Origin of the sequence: Aeromicrobium sp. YIM 150415 (assembly GCF_016918125.1) — a bacterium.
Lineage (GTDB): Bacteria > Actinomycetota > Actinomycetes > Propionibacteriales > Nocardioidaceae > Aeromicrobium > Aeromicrobium piscarium.
This window is the reverse complement of the sequence record NZ_JAERWM010000010.1, coordinates 254417-273772: the sequence shown is the minus strand read 5'-3', so window position 1 is coordinate 273772 and position 19356 is coordinate 254417. Positions and strand designations below refer to the sequence as shown.

20 protein-coding genes and 2 tRNA genes are annotated in these 19356 nt (G+C 68.5%); 18 read left to right on the top strand and 4 right to left on the bottom strand.

What is annotated here, in order from left to right; translation table 11 throughout:
- Positions 1-432: 432 nt before the first annotated feature.
- Positions 433-1593, bottom strand: a complete 1161-nt coding sequence (locus tag JL108_RS07070) for a UxaA family hydrolase (RefSeq protein WP_205196385.1) — start codon at positions 1591-1593, stop codon at positions 433-435.
- Positions 1572-1874, bottom strand: a complete 303-nt coding sequence (locus tag JL108_RS07065; RefSeq protein ID WP_205196384.1) for a UxaA family hydrolase — start codon at positions 1872-1874, stop codon at positions 1572-1574. The genes JL108_RS07070 and JL108_RS07065 overlap by 22 nt, the downstream gene beginning before the upstream one ends.
- Before the next feature lie 108 nt (positions 1875-1982).
- On the opposite strand from JL108_RS07065, the gene JL108_RS07060 reads away from it, so the two are divergent.
- From JL108_RS07060 to JL108_RS07010, 11 genes are all read left to right on the top strand, one after another.
- Positions 1983-2732 (top strand): sulfite exporter TauE/SafE family protein, encoded by a 750-nt coding sequence (locus tag JL108_RS07060; RefSeq protein WP_205196383.1) that lies wholly within the window; start codon positions 1983-1985, stop codon positions 2730-2732.
- Between the two features lie 184 nt (positions 2733-2916).
- Entirely contained in the window at positions 2917-3666 is a 750-nt protein-coding gene (locus tag JL108_RS07055; protein ID WP_205196382.1) for an ABC transporter ATP-binding protein, read from the top strand.
- A 7-nt stretch (positions 3667-3673) separates the two neighbouring features.
- The gene (locus JL108_RS07050; protein ID WP_205196381.1) at positions 3674-4525 is read left to right on the top strand and encodes an ABC transporter permease; all 852 of its coding nucleotides are present in this window, start codon (positions 3674-3676) and stop codon (positions 4523-4525) included.
- A 23-nt stretch (positions 4526-4548) separates the two neighbouring features.
- Complete coding sequence (locus tag JL108_RS07045; protein ID WP_205196380.1) at positions 4549-5562, top strand: ABC transporter substrate-binding protein; 1014 nt, start codon at positions 4549-4551, stop codon at positions 5560-5562.
- Positions 5562-7070: an argininosuccinate lyase gene (argH, locus tag JL108_RS07040; protein ID WP_205196379.1), complete on the top strand. Its 1509-nt coding sequence runs from the start codon at positions 5562-5564 to the stop codon at positions 7068-7070. The genes JL108_RS07045 and argH overlap by 1 nt, the downstream gene beginning before the upstream one ends.
- 23 nt (positions 7071-7093) lie before the next feature.
- A complete protein-coding gene (locus JL108_RS07035) occupies positions 7094-7810 on the top strand; it encodes a succinate dehydrogenase/fumarate reductase iron-sulfur subunit (RefSeq protein WP_205196378.1) in 717 nt (238 codons plus the stop codon).
- Positions 7807-9531, top strand: a complete 1725-nt coding sequence (locus tag JL108_RS07030) for an FAD-binding protein (RefSeq protein WP_205196377.1) — start codon at positions 7807-7809, stop codon at positions 9529-9531. The genes JL108_RS07035 and JL108_RS07030 overlap by 4 nt, the downstream gene beginning before the upstream one ends.
- Positions 9528-10028, top strand: a complete 501-nt coding sequence (gene sdhC / locus JL108_RS07025; protein WP_205196376.1) for a succinate dehydrogenase, cytochrome b556 subunit — start codon at positions 9528-9530, stop codon at positions 10026-10028. Before JL108_RS07030 ends, sdhC begins: the two co-directional genes overlap by 4 nt.
- A complete protein-coding gene (locus tag JL108_RS07020; RefSeq protein WP_205196375.1) occupies positions 10025-10393 on the top strand; it encodes a hypothetical protein in 369 nt (122 codons plus the stop codon). Before sdhC ends, JL108_RS07020 begins: the two co-directional genes overlap by 4 nt.
- Before the next feature lie 191 nt (positions 10394-10584).
- Positions 10585-11061, top strand: coding sequence for an Rrf2 family transcriptional regulator (locus JL108_RS07015; protein ID WP_205196374.1), 477 nt, complete (start codon positions 10585-10587; stop codon positions 11059-11061).
- A gap of 59 nt (positions 11062-11120) precedes the next feature.
- Entirely contained in the window at positions 11121-12305 is a 1185-nt protein-coding gene (locus JL108_RS07010; RefSeq protein WP_205196373.1) for an MFS transporter, read from the top strand.
- A 191-nt stretch (positions 12306-12496) separates the two neighbouring features.
- Here the strand turns inward: JL108_RS07010 and JL108_RS07005 are convergent, their stop codons facing one another.
- On the bottom strand, positions 12497-13285 hold the full coding sequence (locus JL108_RS07005; RefSeq protein WP_205196372.1) for a DeoR/GlpR family DNA-binding transcription regulator: 789 nt from the start codon (positions 13283-13285) through the stop codon (positions 12497-12499).
- Positions 13286-13315: 30 nt separating this feature from the next.
- Between JL108_RS07005 and JL108_RS07000 the strand changes: the two genes are divergently transcribed.
- Entirely contained in the window at positions 13316-14479 is a 1164-nt protein-coding gene (locus JL108_RS07000) for an MFS transporter (protein ID WP_205196371.1), read from the top strand.
- Here JL108_RS07000 and JL108_RS06995 read toward each other — a convergent pair.
- Positions 14472-15065, bottom strand: a complete 594-nt coding sequence (locus JL108_RS06995) for a TetR/AcrR family transcriptional regulator (RefSeq protein ID WP_205196370.1) — start codon at positions 15063-15065, stop codon at positions 14472-14474. The two genes, JL108_RS07000 and JL108_RS06995, sit on opposite strands and share 8 nt — an antisense overlap.
- An 83-nt stretch (positions 15066-15148) precedes the next feature.
- Here JL108_RS06995 and JL108_RS06990 point away from each other — a divergent pair, with 83 nt between their 5' ends.
- The 6 genes from JL108_RS06990 (at position 15149) to JL108_RS06965 (ending at position 19349) form a co-directional block, all read left to right on the top strand.
- On the top strand, positions 15149-16321 hold the full coding sequence (locus JL108_RS06990) for an MFS transporter (protein ID WP_205196369.1): 1173 nt from the start codon (positions 15149-15151) through the stop codon (positions 16319-16321).
- A 39-nt stretch (positions 16322-16360) separates the two neighbouring features.
- Positions 16361-16436 (top strand) — tRNA-Glu (locus JL108_RS06985).
- A gap of 215 nt (positions 16437-16651) precedes the next feature.
- Positions 16652-16727 (top strand) — tRNA-Glu (locus JL108_RS06980).
- A 117-nt stretch (positions 16728-16844) separates the two neighbouring features.
- Complete coding sequence (locus JL108_RS06975; protein ID WP_205196368.1) at positions 16845-18278, top strand: DNA-3-methyladenine glycosylase 2 family protein; 1434 nt, start codon at positions 16845-16847, stop codon at positions 18276-18278.
- Positions 18275-18736, top strand: coding sequence for a methylated-DNA--[protein]-cysteine S-methyltransferase (locus JL108_RS06970; RefSeq protein ID WP_143914338.1), 462 nt, complete (start codon positions 18275-18277; stop codon positions 18734-18736). Before JL108_RS06975 ends, JL108_RS06970 begins: the two co-directional genes overlap by 4 nt.
- A gap of 211 nt (positions 18737-18947) precedes the next feature.
- Positions 18948-19349, top strand: a complete 402-nt coding sequence (locus JL108_RS06965; protein ID WP_143914339.1) for a hypothetical protein — start codon at positions 18948-18950, stop codon at positions 19347-19349.
- The last annotated feature ends 7 nt before the right edge of the window (positions 19350-19356 follow it).

The window sequence follows — 19356 nt, the reverse complement described above, 5'->3', positions numbered from 1 at the left end:
CATCGTACGGCAAAACATGAGGAACTCCTCATCTTTTATGCGAGGTTTTCCTCATGTTCTTGCTCACATTCTCCGCGCGACCCGAGAGCGACGAGTGACCCCGCACGCGGCCCGTGGGGCGGTGAGTTGCGCACCCCTCGCAAGGTGGGGCGGTGAGATAGGCACCTCTCGCGGCAGTCGAGACGTGCGTAACCCACCGCCCCACGGAGCGAGACGTGCGTAACCCACCGCCCACCACGACGAGAAGTGGGGGGGGGGGGCGCGGGGGGGGGGGGGGGGGGGGGGGGGGGGGGGGGCGGGGGGGGGGGCGGGGGGGGGGGGGGGGGGGGGGGGGGCGGGGGGGGGGGGGGGGGGGGCCCCCCGGGGGGGGGGGGGGGGGGGGGGCCCCCGGGCCCCCCCCCCCCCGGCCCCGTCAGATCGCGGTACGTGTCGTCAGGCGCTGCGGTACAGCTTCGTGAGCGTGAACTCGCGATGCCCGAGGGACTCCGCCGCGGTGACCCGGCCGTTGATGGTGCGTTCGACCAGCTCGATGAGCTGTTCGCCGGCTTCATCGAGAGACTGCCCGGTGGTGAGCAGTGGTGAGCAGTCGACATCGATGTGATCGTGCATGCTCTCGGCCGTCTTCGGGTTGGCGGTGATCTTGACCACCGGCTGGACGGGGTTGCCGATGACATTGCCCTGGCCTGTCGGGAACAGGTTCACCACGCCGCCACCGGCGGCCATCAGGGTCACGCACTCCGCTGCGGCGGACGACGTGTCCATGAAGTGCAGGCCCTGTCGAGTGGGTGCCTCGGCGGGCGCCAGGGCGCCGACCACCGGTTTCGATCCCGTCTTGACGATATTGCCGAGGGCCTTCTCCTCGATCGTCGACAGGCCGCCGGCGATGTTCCCCTGCGTGGGCTGTGATCCCAGCAGGTTGGCACCGGTCGACTCGATCATGTCGATGTAGCCGTCGTAGAACTCTTGGAAGCGAGCCCGCACGGTGTCGTCGATGCACCGCTCGGCGATCAGATGCTCGCCACCGGTGAGCTCGCTGGTCTCGCCGAAGATGACCGTGCCGCCGGCATCGACCCAGCGGTCGATGAGATAGGCGGTGGCGCGACAGGAGCCCAGGCCGGTCGTGGTGTCGGACTCGCCGTCCTTGGTGGTGATGAGGATCTCCGAACGGTCGACCGGCTCGCGTTGGAGCTCCGTGGCCGTCTGCAGGTACTTCTGCGCGACGCGAGAGGCCTGCTCGACGACCTTGAGATCGCCGAATCCCTCGATCGAGAATCCCTCGACCTGCTTGCCGCTCTTGGCAATGCCCTCGACGACGCGATTGGTCCAGTTCGGCTCGATGCCGATGACGACGACCGCCGCGACATTCGGGTTCGTGCCGATGCCGATCAGGGTCCGGAAGGTCAGCTCCAGGTCCTCGCCGAACTGCAGTCGTCCGAAGGCGTGGGGGAGGGCCAGGGTGCCCGGGACGTGTGCGGCGACACATTCGGCCGCGGCATTCGACAAGTCGTCGACGGGAAGGATCGCGACGTGATTGCGCACGCCGACGGCGCCGTTCTCTCGCCGGAAGCCGGTCAGGCCACGCTGTTCTGCCATCGTGCGCTCCTCACATTGTGGGTGTGGACGTAGTCGCCCTGGGTGATGTCGGTGCTGGCCGTTCCGATCGGCAGCGTGTACTCGATGACCTGGTCGCCGGATGAGATGTCCTGCAGTGCCACTTTGTGACCGAGCGGGATGTTCGACGCCACGGTCACCGCACTGGTCGGAGTGCCGTCCAGGTATCCGACCACGGCATCACCCGGCTCGACATCGCAGACAGCGACGGCGACCGCGTCACCGTCGCAGTGCGCCAGGAAGTGTGGATTCTCGCGTGCCACGTTGAATGTCCTCCTAACAGGTCAGTGGTCTGACCTTGCGCGGCTCACGTTACCACAGGCATCGCCCATGTGGTCAGAGGTAAGACCGCTGGACGTTACAGTGGGCGGATGGTCATCGGTGGCGCGGCAGTCGTCCTCTGTGCGGCGTTTCTCGGCGGTGTCGTCGGCTTCGCCTACGCTCTGGTCGCCTTGCCCCTGCTCCTGCTGGTGGGTCTGCCGCTCGAACAGGTGGTTGTGGTGAACCTGGTGATCGCGCTGCTCACCCGGATCTTCGTTCTCGCCGTGCGATGGCGAGACGTCAGTTGGCCCAGGTCGGCACGGATGGTGCTCGGGGCGCTCCCCGGCACGGCGGCAGGGCTCTGGCTGGTCGACGACGTCCCTGAAAGGGACCTGCAGCTGGCGTCCGGAACGCTCGTGCTCCTCGTCGTGGTGGGATTGATCGCGCGTGACCGGCATTCCGCGGCCGCTGAGTCGATGTCCGGACGAAGGGCTCGGCCGCTGGAATGGATCGCCGGCGTCCTCGGGGGCTTCCTCGGCTCCACGACGAGCCTCAACGGAGTCCCGCCCGCGCTTCTGCTCACCGGCCGCCGAGCGAACGCCCGGCAGATCGTCGCGGACCTGGCCGTGTTCTTCGTGGCCGGCAATCTCGTCACCCTGACCTTGCTCGGCGTGGGCGGGCGGCTGCCGCTGGGGGAGGTGGCGCCGCTCCTCCTGTGGTGGGTCCCGGTCGGTGTCGGCGGCACTCTGTTGGGGGTCCGGCTCGGTCCGTCCCTGCCGGTATCGACCTTCCGACGTCTGACCATGTGTGTCATCACTGCCTCCGCGCTGGCCTGTCTGTGGCAGGGCCTCTCGGGCTGAGCGGGACAGCGTCTCTCCTGCGGGCTCCTTGCGACTCCATGTGACCTGGGTTACTGTCAGTGGCCAGACCTCTATCCACTCAGGAGGTGGCTTGATGTCATCAACGTCGTTGAGATCGAACGGCCGTACACGACGCCGAAACGGTCCAACACCCCAGATCGACCCGGCGAAACCGCTATTGAATGTGGCAAAAGTCCAACTGGGCTACCCCATGGACGGCAAGCTCACCATCGCCGTCGACGACGTCAGTTTCGACGTCTGGTCGGGGGAGAAGATCATGCTGCTCGGTCCTTCGGGCTGCGGTAAGTCCACCCTGCTCAAGTGCATCGCGGGATTTCTGAGCCCCGTGAAAGGCGAGATCGCGATGCAGGGACGGAACCGGATGGAGCCGGGGCCGGATCGTGCGGTGGTCTTCCAGGAGTTCGATCAGCTCTTTCCCTGGTTCACCGTCCGCGCCAATATCAGTCATCCGCAGATCGAGAACGGACGCGACAAGAAGGAAGCCGCTCGTCGAACCGACGAGTACCTGGAGCTGATGAACCTCGGGCACGCCGCCGACCGTTATCCCTATCAGCTGTCCGGCGGCATGAAGCAGCGAGTCGCGATCGCCCGCGCTCTGGCCCTGGACCCGGCGATCCTGCTCATGGACGAGCCCTTCGGCGCACTGGATGCCCAGACTCGCGCACGCCTGCAGGCGGAGATGCACACCGTCACCAGGCGGACCGGAGTGACGGTCCTCTTCGTGACCCACAGCATCCAGGAGGCCGTCTATCTCGGCGACCGGGTGGTCGTCCTCGGCCAGCCGCCCTCGCAGGTCGTCGAGGTCGTCGACGTAAGGGGGCTCGAGGATCCGGACGAGCCAGCGTTCAACGAGGCGCTGCATCATCTGCGCTCACTGCTCGGCCATGACGACACGAAGATCGCATTCGAGTGAGGTAACGATGTCACAAGAGACCATGACCCAGGCCGTGACCATCGAGATCCCGAAGCACATGCGCGGGGGCAAGGGAGTCTGGGGCCGGCTGCCCGTGGTTCCCCGGCGGATCGCCCTGCTGGTGATCTTCGTCGTGATCTGGCAGCTCTACATCACCGCATTCACTCCCGATTCCCTGCTCGTCTCCAGCCCCTTCGAGGTGCTACGGACCATGGTCACGGGATTCGGTGATGGGACATTGCTCAGCGCGACCTTCACCACCTTGCGCATCCTGTTGACGGCGATGCTGATCGGCATGGTGGTCGCCGCGGTGTTGACCACCCTGGCGACCTGGACTCGGATCGGCGACGACCTGCTCGTCCTGCTGACCTCGATGCTCAACCCGCTGCCGGCCATCGCACTGCTGCCGCTGGCGATCCTGTGGTTCGGGCTCAACACGACATCGTTGATCATCGTGATCGCCAACTCGGTGATCTGGCCGATCGCGATGAACGTGAGCATGGGCTTCAAGACCGTCAACCCCACACTGATATCGGTCGGGCGCAACATGGGGATGCGCGGGTGGCGGATGGTGCGCAATGTGCTCATCCCGGCGGCGCTGCCCTACGCACTCACCGGTCTGAAGACCGGTTGGGCCTTCGGCTGGAGGACGATCATCGCCGCCGAGCTCGTCTTCGGCGTCGCCGGCGGCGGTGGCGGTCTCGGGTTCTACATCAACGACGCACGGTACTTCCTGCGGACTCCGGAGATCTTCGCCGGCCTGATCACCATCGCGATCATCGGCATCTTGCTGGAGTCCTTCTTCACCTGGGTCGAGCGGCGGACCGTCGTTCGCTGGGGAATGAAGAACGCGACCTGACCGCCGGATCACTGGGAGCTCTCATGACTAGAACCTTTCGGCCCCGGCCCTCTCGCCGGGTCCTGTCCGCACTCACCGCCGCGGCACTCACAGCCTCGCTGGCCTCCTGTGCTCTGGCGCCGTCCTCGGGCGATACCGGGAGCTGTGAGGAGGAGACGTCGATCACCATCGCCTATCAGCCCGGTCTGGGCTACGCCAATCTCCTGCTGGTGCAGGTCGACGGCACCCTGGAGGAGGAGCTCCCGGGTGTCGATATCACCTGGCGCGAACTCAACTCCGGCGCCGCGATCCGCGACGGCACGCTCGCCGGGGAGATCCAGATGGCCGCCGGCGGTGTGGGCCCGTTCATCATCGGCCGCGGCGCGGGCATGAAGTGGAAGATGATCTCCTCGCTGAACTCCATGAACCTGCAGCTGATGACGATGGATCGAGATGTCCGTTCCCTCGAACAGCTCGAGGGAGACGGCAGCATCGCGATGCCGGGGCCGGACTCGATCCAATCCATCGTGCTGCGCAAGGGCGCACAGGAAGAGCTGGGCGATCCGCGGGCGCTGGACAGCCAGATCATCGCGATGGGGCACCCCGATGGCATGCAGGCGTTGGTCGCTGGACAGCTCCAAGCACACCTGACGGCCCCGCCGTTCCAACAACAGGAGGCTGACCAAGGGGCCCATGTGCTCCTCGACAGCTACGAGGTCTTCGACGGACCGCACACCTTCAACGGGATCTACGCGATGGAGGACTTCGTCGCGTGCAATCCCGATGTGGCGTCGGCGATGGTCGATGCCCTCGAAGCGGCCAACGAGGAGATCGCCGACGACCCCGACGCGGTGGCCGACCGGCTCACCGATGTCATCGGAGGAATGGACGCGGCCGAGATCTCTGAAGAGCTGACGGCCGAGGGCACCGAGTTCACGACCACGCCGGTCAGCCTGGGGCTCTTCGCCTCGTTCATGGAGGAGACCGGCCTGATCCGCGAGGAGCTGACCACCCGCGACCTGTTCTTCGAGAACGACGCAACAGAAGGAGGAAGCTGATGCCAGAGCACGACACCGGATCGATCAGTCGCCATCGCCTGTCCGAGGCGCCGGGGGAGACCTACACCCGGACCATCCTGGAGCCGAGCTACCAGTTCATGCGCGAGCACTATTTCGAAGGACTGCTCGATGCCAACGAGGCGTGGATCGTCATGCTCGCCGAATGCGGGATCGTCGACCGCGCGGCAGCCGCGCAGGTCGCGGAGGGCCTGGCCGTCATGCGGCGGGAGGGCGACGAGCGGTTCGCCGCCTTCGATCCGCGCTATGAGTACTTCTACTCACATCTGGAACATCGGTTGACCGAGCTGGTCGGAGCGGAGATCGCCGGAGACATCAACATCGCCCGGACCCGTCCGGAGCCGCTCACCCGGCTCGCCATCCGCGCACGGACGGCGGTCGTCGCCGAGCGGCTGCTGGATCTGGTCGACACGCTCTTACGCATCGCGGAGTCCGAGAGGGAGACCGTGATGCCGCAGTGGACCCACCTCCAGCCGGCTCAGCCCAGCACCGTCGGCCACTACCTCGTGGGCATGGTCGATGCACTGCTGCGTGACGCCGGCCGGCTGCAGGCGGCCTATGGGACGACGAATCACTCGACCCTCGGCTGCGGTGCGCTGGCCGGGACCTCCTATCCGATCGACCGGGCCCGCGTTGCCGGGCTGCTCGGCTTCGACGGAGTCCGCGAGAACTCCATCGACGCGGTCGGATCGGGTGACTACGCGACGGAGACCGCGGCGGCGCTGAGCGGCGTGGGCATCGACCTCAGCCGGCTGAGCATGGACCTCTATCTGTGGTGCACGGTCGAGTTCGGCTTCGCGGAGATCGGCGACTCCTATGCGGGCTCGAGCTCGATGATGCCGCAGAAGAAGAACGCCTACCCCTTCGAGTACGTCCGGGCGCGTGCTGCCCGCGCGGTCAGCGACATGTCGGGCGTCTTCATGGTGCTGCACAACACCACCTTCGGCGACACCAAGGACGTCGAGGAGGAGATGGTGCCGCCGGTGCTGCGGCTGCTGGACGAGACCGCGGTCTCGCTGGAGCTGCTCGCCGGCAGCATCGACTCGATGCGTTTCCATCGCGAGCGGATGGCGGAGGCGGCCGCCGCGGGATTCTCGACGGCCACGGAGCTGGCAGCGGTCATCCACCGCACGACGGACCTGGACTTCCGCTCGGCGCACCAGGTGGTGGGAACGCTGGTGAGGCTCGCCGTCGAGCGCGACATCGGTCCGGAGCAGGTCGATGCGGCGCTGGTGGACGAGGCCGCCGAGCTCGCGCTGGGGCACCGGTTGGGGATGAGCGATGAGAACGTCCACCGCAGCCTCGACGCCCGGTCCTTCGTCGCCGCGCACCGAAGCGACGGTGGCGCCGCACCCGACATGGTCTCGGCCAATGTGTCGCACGCGCGCGAACGGGCGACGGCGGTACGCGCCTGGCTCGACGCGGCTCGCGCGCAGGTGCGCAAGAGCGACGAGGAACGCCGAGAGGCGATACGGCAGCTGGCCGAATGAGCCGGCCCGAGAGAAGGAGGGTCATGAGCGCTGCGAAGGCCGAAGGCCGAGCAGAACGGGTGGAGGTCAGAGTCCACCGATCGTCCGAGGACTCCGCGAGCAGCTTCACGGTCGACCGGATCACGCCGATGACGGTGCTGGACGTGCTTCTGGCGATCCAGCGCGAGCACGACGACTCCCTCGGGTTCCGGTTCTCCTGTCGCGTCGCGATGTGCGGCACGTGCACGGTGCGCGTCAACGGACGGTCGGTCCTGGCTTGTCAGCGCATCGTCGAGCGGGGGGAGCAGCGGATCGACATCGCGCCAGCGGCCGGTATGCCGGTCATCCGGGATCTGATCGTCGACACCTCCCCGTTCTGGGAGCAGTGGCAGCGGGTCGTCCCCTATGTCAGCCCCGAAGACGGGCGGCTGCCGGAGCCGGCCGTCGTGGCACCGGACTCGGCAGAGCGCCAGGCCATCGATCCCGCCCTCGACTGCATCCAGTGCGGGGCCTGCTATTCCAGCTGCGGGTTCGCGGGCGACGATGGACAGTTCATCGGGCCCGCCGCGCTCAATCGGGCCTTCGTGCTCATCAGCGACTCCCGTGACACCGCCGGACAGGAGCGGCTCGACATCATCGAGGGTCACGACGGCGTCGGGCGCTGTCACTTCATGTACGGCTGCACGGGCGTCTGCCCGAAGGGCCTCGATCCGGCGCGGGCCATCCGCGCCGCCCGGACCGGGAGGATGAAGGACCGATGAATGACACCACTCTGGCGCAGATCGAGACCGATATCGCCATCGTCGGCAGCGGGGGCGCCGGGCTGATGTGCGCCCTGCACGCCCACACGGCGAACCCAGACCTGTCCATCGCCGTCGTCAGCAAGGGTGCCGTCGGTCGGTCGGGCTGCACCCGGATGGTCCAGGGCGGATACAACGCGGTGCTCAACGACGCCGACTCGTTGGACGCCCACTTCAGCGACACCCTCGCCGGCGGCAAATACCTCAACGACCAGGAGCTGGCCTGGACCCTGGTCAACGATGCTCCGCGGGTCATCCACGAGCTGGAGACCCGGGTCGGCTGCTTCTTCGACCGCAACCCCGACGGCACCATCAAGCAGAAGGCCTTCGCCGGGCAGACCTTCGACCGCACGGTGCACCGAGGCGATCTCACCGGAATCGAGATCATGTCGCGACTGCGCGATCAGATGTTCCGGATCGGCGTCCGCGAACTCGAGGACACCCGCGCCCTGGAGATCCTCCGTGGCCGGGACGGCAGCTGCGCGGGTCTGAGCTGTCTGGACATCCAGACCGGAGAGTTCCTGATCGTGCGGGCCTCGGTGGTCGTGGTGGCGACGGGAGGCGCGGCGACCATGTTCAAGATCGCCGCGCCCGCCCGAGAGAAGACCGGCGATGGCGTCGCGATGCTGATGCGCGCGGGACTGCCCGTGCGTGACATGGAGATGATGCAGTTCCATCCGACCGGCCTGCTGGCCGGCGAGTCCCGGATGACCGGGGCCGTCCTGGAGGAAGGACTACGCGGGGCGGGTGCTCACCTGTACAACGCCGATGGCGAGCGGTACATGGGCGACTACGATCCCGAGCGGCTGGAGCGCTCCACCCGCGATGTCGTGTCCAGGTCCAGCTACCTGGAGATCATGGCCGGTCGCGGGACTCCCGAGGGCGGCGTGCTCATCGACATCTCCCATCTGGGTAAGGATGAGGTGGAGCGTCGTTTCCCCGGCATGGTCGAGCGGACCCGGCTGATCGGCTCCGACCTCGCCACCGGGCCGGTCAACGTCTCGCCGACGGCCCACTTCCACATGGGCGGCGCGATCATCGATCGGGACTGCTTCACCGAGATCGAGGGCCTCCTGGTCGCCGGCGAGGACGCCGGGGGAGTGCACGGGGCCAATCGTCTCGGCGGCAACGGCGTCGCCGAGTCGACGGTCTACGGTGCTCGCGCCGGTGATACCGCGGCCCGGCTGGCGGCGGAACGCGGCACACCCCCAGAGCCCGATCGGGAGCTGGTCCGGCGAGCGGTCGAGACCGCGCTGGCACCGACCGCTCGAGCGGACGGTCCCGATCCCTTCGGCATCACGCGGCGACTCAAGGACACCATGTGGGTGGGTTGCGGCGTGGTCCGCAGCCCCGACGGTCTGGCCGACACCACCGGGGTGCTCGACGAACTGGAGGCCGAGCTGGAGCAGGTGAGCGTGCCGGACGTCCGCGCCTTCAATCCTGCCTGGCAGGAGGCGCTCGATCTGCGTAACCAATTGCTGGTCGCCCGGGCCGTCGCCACCGGCGCCATGCTTCGGACCGAGACCCGCGGAGCGCACGCGCGCTCGGACTACCCGGAGTCGCGCGACGACGAGTGGCTCAAGTATCTGGTGCTGCGGCTCGACGGCGAGGGCTTCGATATCGCGGAGGCGCCCGTCGAGTTCAGCCACAGCGCCCCGGCGGGCGAGGCGGTTGAGTCGTGACCTTCTCTCAGACCATGTTTATGGCCGGTTTCATGCTGGTCGCGGTAGCGATCGTCACCGTCACGCTGGTGATGTATCGCCGCGCTCGCGTACTCGACGGTGGCGGCAGTCCCACACTGGCGACGGTCTCCGGTCTCGGGCGCACGCCTCCTTCTCTCACGGAGGCCAACCGATGGGCCACGTACCTGCACCGCATCACCGGCGTGGCGATCTTGTTGTTCCTGTTGCTCCACCTGATCGACGTGTCCCTATACGTCTGGTCCGTTCCGGTCTATGACTCCGTGCACGAGCTGTACGGCACGGCCTTCATGCGGGTCTTCGAATGCGGGTTGCTCTTCGCGCTGTGCTTTCACGCCTTCAACGGCTTGAGACTGATCGCGATCGACGTCTGGGATATCGGCATGACCGGAGCGCTTCGGCTCCTCTGGCTCACGATGGCAGTCAGCATCGCGCTGACCATCGCAGGAAGTGTGGTGATCTTATGGCCAGTCCTGTGACCCGAGAGACTCGGCGCAGCGGCGGCATCCTTCGCCCGGCGAGGGCCAACTACGTGCTGATCCGCGGCACCGGGATTCTGCTGGTGTTCTTGGCCCTGGGGCATTTCGCGCTGACGCACATCATCACGGACGTCGCGGACACCGGTTCGGACTTCATCGCGCGCCGCTGGGCCGATATCGGCTGGGTCGTCTGGGACGGGGCGCTCCTCTTCGCTGCGCTGGCGCACAGCGCCGCCGGACTGGCCGCCCTGGTGCGCGACTACCGTCCCGGCCGAGCGCGTGTGGCCTATGTGTTCATCCTCGGTGTGCTCATGGTGTTCCTGTGCCTCGGCCTCGCGACCCTCGTGCTGCACCAGTTGCGATAACGGTGCTCCGCTCGACTCCCGTGGAGCGGTGGGTGTGCGTCCGTCTGCCGGTGCGGGTGGACGCTGTCTCACCGCCTCGGGGACGGGCTACGAAGGATGTGCCTCGGTGGTTGCCATAGCAACCGCAGAAGCACATCCTTCGTAGCCACCTCGGGCTCGCCACTTTAATCGGGAGGTGTAATATCCCGATCATGCGGATGAGCGAGGGGGTCGAGTGGGGACTGCACTGCTGTCTGGTCCTGTCCTGGCTCGATGACCTCGCGCCGCTGCCGGTGGGCCGGCTCGCCGAGGTCTTCGAGCTGCCGCCGCAGTATCTGAAGAAGCAGCTCCAGCCGCTCGCCAAGGCGGGCATCCTCGCCTCGGAGCCGGGCGCGCGGGGCGGCTATCGCCTCGCCCGCGAGCCCGAGGCGATCACGCTGATGGACGTCGTCGCGGCGATCGAGGGCGGGGTCGACCCGTTCCGCTGCACCGAGGTGCGTCGTCGCGGGGCCGGGACGCTCGCCGAGGCCGGCGAGTTCGCTCATCCTTGCGGCATCTCCGTCGCGATGCGCAAGGCGGAGCTGGCCTGGCGGCGCGAGCTCGCCGGTCAGACCGTGGCCGATCTGCTGGCCGCTGCTCCACCGGCCGCGGCGCAGCGGGCCCGGCGATTCGTCCAGCGCGTCGCGTGAGCCTCTGAACACCTGATACCCACATCCCCGGTGGGCTCCGCGAAGGGAGAATCGGGATATTGAACATCCCATTAAAGCTCGGCCGTGGCTCCTCCGCGTCGAGTGGCGGACCGGTGCCGCTGTTGGCGCTCGGCACCTTCGCGGTCGGCACCGATGCGTTCGTCGTCGCGGGCTTCCTGCCGGAGCTGGCAGACGACCTCGATGTCTCCACGTCGACGGCCGGCTTGTCGGTCACGGTGTTCGCGATCGGCTACGCACTGCTCTCGCCGGTGCTCGCCGCCGTCACGGCCACGGTTCCCCGGCGCCGGCTGCTGGTGACCGCGCTTCTCGTGCTCGGGATCGCCAATCTCGGTTCCGCGCTCGCGCCGGGCTTCGTGGCGTTGTTGGCATCGCGGGTGCTCGCCGCTGCGGGAGCGGCGGCCTACACCCCGAACGCGGGAGTGGCCGCGTCGTCCCTCGTGCCGGCGGAGCGGCGCGGGCGGGCACTCGCCCTCGTCGTCAGCGGGCTGACGGTCGCGACCGCCGTCGGCGTGCCGTTGGGTGGTCTCGCCTCGCGGGTCATGGGCTGGCGTCCGGCCCTCGGCCTGGTCGCCGGTCTGTGTCTGCTGGTCGCGGCCGGACTGATGGTGCTCCTGCCGCGGTTGCCCGGTGGTCCGCGCGTGCCGCTCGGCACGCGGCTGGCGGTGCTGCGCGTCCCATCGGTGCGCCTGATCCTGCCGGTCACCGTCCTGGGCATGGCCGCGGCGTACACGGCCTACGCCTATGCGGTGCCGGTCTTCGCGGCGCTGGACGTCACGGGCGGGGCGGTCCAGCAGATGCTCTTCCTCTACGGCGTGGGCGCGATCGTCGGCGCGCAGTCCTCGGGGCGGCTCACCGATCGCTTCGGCGGCACCGCCGTGCTGCTGACGGGATACACAGCGATGGCCGGCACCTTGCTCGCGCTCGGTGCGCTGGTGCTGACCGGGGCGAGCCCGGTGATCCTCGTCGCCCTGCTGACCTGGGTGTGGGGTGCGAGTACCTGGTGCCAGACCCCGCCACAGCAGCACCGCCTGATGGCCGCGGCACCCGAGGACGCCTCGTTGGTGGTCGCCTTGAACTCCTCGGGGATCTATGTCGGTATCGGCCTCGGCACTCTCATCGGCGGCCTCGGAGGCGGTGCGTCCTGGATGTTCCTCTCCGGCGCCGCTCTCGCCATCCTCACCGCGGTCTTCCTGACCACGATCCGCCCGGTCTCTCGGCGATGACCAGCGTCCGACCGACCCGGTCCAGGACGGACGATGTGCTTCGGTGGTTGCCATAGCCGCCCTGAAAGCACATCGTCCGTCTGGGCTCCGACGAAAGATGTGCTTCCGCGGTTGTCGTGGCAACCGCCGAGTCACATCCCTCGTCGCCCCCGCACCTCAACGCGAGCGAACGGATGTGCTCGATACCGGGCTCATTCCTCACCGGGTCGTGACGGAGCCGGTGACTCGACCTCCAGGATCTCCACGCCGGCCACGGTGATCCAGGCGCGCATCTCCTGGGGGAGCGGGGTGGTCACGGGGGTGTCGACCTGGCCGGTCGGGCACACGGTGAAGGTCGCCGAGGTGCCGATCGCCTCTGGCGTGGTCACCGCGATCGTCCGGCGAGCCGACCCTAGGAGTGCCTTCTTCACCTCGGCATCGTGCAGGGACGATGCGGTCAGACCGCCGGCCTCGTCCCATGCGCAGACCCCGAGTACGGCGACATCGGCGCGGAAGTCGATCACCTCGCGAACAGCGCGGTGCCCCGACCACGCCAGCTCATCGCTGTCGAGCTGGCCACCGGGCGTGACGATGCGAGCGCCTGGCCGTTCGCCCAGGGCGGCGGCGACGGGTACCGACAGCGCCAGGGCGGTGATGTCGCGTCCGGCCAGCGCGTGGGCCACGGCGGAGCAGGTGGTGCCGGCGTCGACGATCACGCTGGAGCCATCGGGGATCAGCTCCACGGTGGCGGTGGCGATCGACTGCTTCTGCTCCAGATGTCCGCCGAGGCGGACCGCGAACGGCAGGCGGCTGCCGCGCGTGGGCAGGCTCACCGCTCCGCCGTGGGTACGGCGCAGCACGCCCTGGCGTTCCAGCTCGGCGAGGTCGCGCCGGATGGTCATCGGCGACGTGCCGGTGGCCCGCGCCAGGTCGCCGACGCGGGCACCGCCGGGGACGCGGACCGCGTTGGCGATCGTTTTGAGCCGATTCGCACGTTGCACATGTTCGATTCCACGGCAAGAGTGCTCGATGTGCAACATTCCGCCACTCCTCGTCGTGCCCGTGCCGCGGCGATGGTCGCCTTCGCCACGAACGGAGCCCTCCCGGCGACCCTGCTGGCGCGATACGCCGAGGTGAAGGACGACCTCGGACTCAGCGCCGCGGTCTTCGGGATCGTGGTCGTGGGGTTCACGATCGGTGCGGCAGGGGCATTTCACCTCCCCGGCGTGGTGCTGCGTCGCCTGGGGATGAGGTGGACGACCGCGATCGGCACCGCGTGGATCGCGCTGGCGCTCGTGGTGGCCGGCTCCGGCGTGGCGGTCGGGAGCGCAGGGGTCTTCGTGGCCGGGCTGATCCTCGCCGGGTTCGGTGATGCCGTGGTCGATGTCGCACAGAACGCACAGGGCCTGCGCGTGCAGGAGGTCTACGGACGTTCGGTGTTGACGTCCATGCACGCAGGGTGGAGCATCGGCGCGGCCATCGGTGGAGTCGTGGGCACCGCCGCGGCATCGGCCGGCGTGCCGTTGACGCTCCACCTCACGGCGTGGGGTGCGCTTTGCGTGATCGCGATGGCAGCGGCTGCACGCCTCTTCCTTCCCGAGGCGCGCCGAACGTCCACGGAGGAGGCGGAGCCCGGTCCGCTGGGGCGGCACGCCATGGTGCTGCTGGCACCGCTGGCCTTGGTGGCGCTGGCAGGGATATCGGTCGAGGACGTCGGCAACAACTGGTCGGCGGTTCTGTTGTCCACCGAGCGCGATGTGCCGGCATCGTCCGCGGGCATCGGCCTGAGCGTGCTGCTCACCGCTCAGTTCATCGGGCGGCTGCTGGGTGATCGTTTCATCGATCGCGTCGGCCACCGCGCCGCCCTGATCACCAGCCTCGCCGCGGTGGCCGGGGGGCTGACGTCGGCCGCATGGTCACCGGGAGCCTGGTTGACGCTGGTCGGCCTGGCCCTAGCGGGCCTCGGGTGTGCGATCACCGTTCCTCTGGCCTTCGCTCGCGCCGACGCTCTGCCGGGTCTGCGGCCACACGCGGGTGTCACCTGGATCGGTTGGACGATGCGGACCGCGACGATCGCTCTGAGCCCGGCCATCGGCGGCGTTGCCACGGTCGCGTCGTTGCCGATCGCCATCTCGGCGGTCGCGCTCGTGGCGGTGCTGGCCCTCGGGCTCCAGCTCCGTCCCGGAGTCAGGTGAGGAGATCTGCGGCGATCGCACGGGCTCGAAGGACGGGGGAGGTGTCGCCGGTGAGCCCACGCTGGACGATGGCGCCCTCGAGGAGGAGGAAGAGATGGTCGGCCGTGGTGTCGACGGACTCGCGATCGGCGTCGCTCGATGCCTCGGCGCGCAGCAGCTCGGCCAGCAGATGACGGACGGCGTGCTTGTGGGCCCTGATGACGCGATGAGCGGGGTGGTCGACAGACAGCTCGCCGGCGGCGTTGAGGAAGGCGCAGCCGCGGTGAGAGGAGAGCTCGTCGGCTACGTAGGCATCGAAGACGGTGAGCGCCCGGGGGCGGTCGGCGTGGTCAACGCGTTGCACGAGCAGTTCCCACCAGCGTGCGTGTCGGGCTTGCAGATAGGCGACGACCAGGCCGTCCTTGGAGCCGAACCGGTCATACAGAGTGCGCTTGGTGATGCCGGACTCCTCGGCGATCGTGTCGACGCCGATGGCGTGGATGCCGCGTTCGTAGAACAGGCCCGAGGCGACATCGAGGAGGCGAGTGGCGCCGGGCGTCAGGGCAGGCGGGCGTAGGGGATCGGGTGCACTCTGCGTTGCGGACATGATCGCCCCTCTCGGTTGACTTCACCGATCAGTGTACCTACAGTGACACCCATGGTTCACAGATCTGTAAAGTTCACGTCGAGGTGACGACGCTCGACGAAGGGGCGCCTTCCGCCAAGGTCCAGACCCTGCGCCTGGCCGGGGCGGGGGTGTCGCTGATCGCCGTCTGCTACGGACTGGCGCGCTTCGCCTACGGCCTCTTCGTGCCCGCGTTCCGGGACGAATTCGCTCTCACCGCCACGGTCATCGGCGTGATCGCCGCGGGCTCCTATGTCTCCTACTGCGTGGCGATCGCCGTCACCACCGTGCTGATCCCACGCTGGGGGTCGCGGCCGCTCGTGGCGGTCGCCGGCGGCCTGGCCACGGTGGGAACCGCATTGGTCGCGGTGGCGCCTCATGGCGTGATGCTCGCCGTCGGCGTGATCGTTGCGGGGGCGAGCACCGGCGTCGCCTCACCTCCTTTGGCGCATGCCGTCGCCCACGCCGTGCCGGCGAAGGATCGTGACCGGATCCAAGCCGTCGTCAACGCCGGCACAGGAGCCGGAGTCGCTGTCGCGGGCCCCGTCGCCTTGCTGGTCCGGGACCAATGGCGGATCGGATGGCTCGCCTTCGCGGTGATGTGCGCTGTCGCCACCATCTGGGCCGCCGTCGTCGTCCGCACTCCGGCCCCGCGCGAACCGATGCCGCGGGAGATGCTTCCGCGGCCCCTGCTGCCGTCTGGTGGCGCGCACCTGCTCGTGGCGGCCGCGACCATGGGGCTGTCCAGCTCGGCGATCTGGACCTTCGGGCGGGAGATGCTCGTGACCGAAGGCGGGCAGAGCGAACGTTTCTCGCTCGTCGCGTGGATTCTCCTCGGAGCCTGTGGCCTTGCGGGAGCTGCAGCGGGCGATGCCATCGGACGGCTGGGTCTGCGCCGGGCGTGGCAGTTCGTCGCCGTGCTTCTGGCCGCGACGACCGGTCTGCTCGCCGCCTGGCCCGAGATCGCTGGCGCGTGGGCGATGTTGGCGGTGTTCGGCGCGGCCTACATCGCTCTCACGGGGATCGTGCTGATCTGGGGCAGTCGGATCTACGGGCGGACGCCCGCCGCCGGGGTCGGGCTGTCCTTTCTCGTTTTCGCTCTCGGGCAGGCCCTCGGTGCGCCGCTGATCGGTCTCGTCGCCCAGCTCGCCGGCCTGCCGACGGCATTCGGGGTAGCGGCGGCGGTCGCCGTCATCGGAGCGGTGCTGGCGCCGCGCAGGTCGCTCGAGGGTGGGTGACAAGGGTGCGGCAGCGGGCTGGTAGAGTCTTCTCCTGCTGGCCCCGTTGTGTAGCGGCCTAGCACGCCGCCCTCTCAAGGCGGTAGCGCGGGTTCGAATCCCGTCGGGGCTACCAGTGCGATGTCTCCAGACATCGAAGACTCCCGGACCTGCATCGCAGGTTCGGGAGTTTCTCATTTCAGTGCCGGTGCTGGGCCGCGAGTGGTGCAGATTCGCCCTCCGAACGCTCATCGAGGGGCGAATCTGTACCACTCGCGGTCGCGATCGCACCACTCGCCAGGAGGTCCCGTGTCTGTCTGCTCGGCCCGCCTGGTAGAGTCTTCCCTCGCTGGCCCCGTTGTGTAGCGGCCTAGCACGCCGCCCTCTCAAGGCGGTAGCGCGGGTTCGAATCCCGTCGGGGCTACCAGCGATCGACCCCCGGTCCTCATCGGCCGGGGGTCGAGTCGTTCGTGGACCGCAGCACGCTGACGGTGATGTCTGATTCCCGCCAGAAATCCTCTGTGCGGGGGCGCATGATGGGATCATGACCGATGACGACCGCTACCGCGCCGTGCAGGCCCGCGATGCGCGATTCGACGGCGTCTTCTTCACCGCGGTGCGCACCACGGGCATCTTCTGTCGTCCTTCATGTCCCGCCGTCACTCCCAAGCGGGAGAATGTCACCTTCTACCGCGATCCGGCCTCGGCTCAGGCCGCCGGCTATCGCGCGTGCCGCAGGTGCCGGCCGGATGTGACGCCCGGTTCCCCGGAATGGAATCTGCGCGGCGATCTGGCTGCCAGGACGATGCGCCTGATCGCCGACGGAGTCGTCGAGCGTGAGGGCGTGACGGGGTTGGCGCGACGACTCGGCTACAGCGAGCGGCAGGTGCATCGCACCCTCGTCGACGAGCTCGGTGTCGGACCGCTCTCGGTCGCTCGTAGCAACCGCGCTCATCTCGCTCGCACCCTCATCGAGTCCACCGACCTGCCCCTGGCCGACATCGCGTTCGCCGCCGGTTTCGGGTCGGTTCGGCAGTTCAACGACACGATGCGAACGGCGTATGCGCTCGCTCCCCGGGATCTGAGGCGAGGTGCTTCTCGCGGGGGTGGACGCCTCGAGATCCGGCTCGCGGTGCGGCGGCCCTTCGCGGCCGGGGCTCTCACCGCTTTCCTCGGCGCCCGGGCGATCGCCGGCGTCGAGCGAGTGGAGGAACGTCGCTATGCGCGGATCGTGAGTCTTCCGCACGGGCCGGCTGTCGTCGACCTGACTCTCCACGACGATGCCGTGCAGGCTCGGTTGGAGCTGACCGACCTCGCCGACACCCAGACGGCCGTGCACCGCTGCCGCCGTCTGCTCGACCTCGATGCCGATCCCACGACCATCGACGACGCGCTCACCTCCGACCCGGTGCTGGCGCTGCTGGTCGATCGCCACCCCGGGCTGCGGCTGCCCGGCCAGGTCGACGGTTTCGAGGTCGCGGTCCGGGCGATCGTCGGCCAGCAGGTCTCCGTCGCGGGCGCGCGGACGGTGCTGGGCGAGATGGCCCGGAAACACGGATCCGCCGTCGATCTGCCGATGGCGGCCGAGCTCGGCCTGAGTCACGCGTTCCCGTCGCCGCAGAGTGTCGTGGACGCGCCGGAGACCGGCTTCTCGATGCCGCGGTCGCGCGCCCGTGCGCTGGTGGCGGTCGCGCGGTCCTTCGTGGCAGGCGAGCTCGTGCTGGACACCGGCGTCGATCGTGCCGATGCGAGGCGCAGGCTGCTGGAGGTGCCGGGTGTCGGCCCGTGGACCGCGGATTACATCGTCATGCGCGCCCTCAGCGATCCCGACATCCTGCCCATCACCGACCTGGTGTTGCGCCGCGCCCTGGCGGCGCACGGGCTGACCGAGGAGAGAACCGACTACTGGCGGCCCTGGCGTTCCTATGCCGCCCTGCACCTGTGGCAGAGCATCACCGACGAGAGGATGGACTCATGAGCACCCGATGGATGGACTCACCGATCGGCGGGCTGCGGTTGCACACATCGGCCGGGTTGTTGACGCGCATCGAGTTCGACGCGACCCCGCGCGGCCGGCGCATCGACGACGATCTCCTCGATCGCGCCGAGGAGCAGCTGAACGAGTACTTCGCGGGTGATCGACGCGACTTCGATCTGCCGCTCGCGAATGATGGCACGGAGTTCCAGCAGAAGGTCTGGAACGAGCTGCGCAAGATCCCTTATGGCGAGACCGCGAGCTACGGCGAGGTCGCCGCCCGTCTCGGCTATCTGCCGGTGGTGTCGCGGGCCGTCGGCGCTGCCAACGGCTCGAACCCGATCCCGATCGTCGTGCCGTGCCATCGCGTCATCGGCGCGAGCGGGAAGCTGACCGGGTACGCGGGTGGCATCGAGCGTAAGCGGACACTGCTGGAGCTGGAGCGTCCGGCGCTGTTCTGAGGCCCTGATCGATCAGGGAAGCGGTGACACCGGTCGGCGCCGACCACGCGATGTGTCCGGGCGGTGAGTGAGCGTCCATTCCCGGCCGTTCTCCGGTGGGATGGCGTCCGTTCGTGCGTGTGAGACGGCCGCTGTCTCACCGCCGCCTCGGCCACCGGGGCCTGTGGACGGCGGTCTCGACGGATCCGCGCCTCCGGGCGAGGGTGTGGCCATGAGACTGTTGCAGACCGAGGCCGATATCACTCGTTACTGGCGCGCCGTGCGTAAGACCCTCGAGGTTCCCTCCGCCCAGCTGAGCTTCCTCGCGATCGACGAGCGGGGAGTGGCGCAGCCTCAGCTGACCACGATCGACGGACTAGCCCCGATGCCGCAGCAGCACGTCATCGATGAGATCGTCGACGTGCTGGCCGCGGTGAACCACCGGCTCGTGCCGCGGGGCAGCATCGCGGTGCTGTGGACCCGGCCGGGACGAGGACCGATGCGGCCCGAGGAGAGCGCATGGCTGCGTCTCCTCGACGACGAGCTGCGTCGGCGGGGCGTCGCCGCCTGGCCCCCGCACTACGCGAACGATGCCTACCTCAGGGTGGTGCTGGCCGACGACCTCGCGGCCTGAGGCTCAC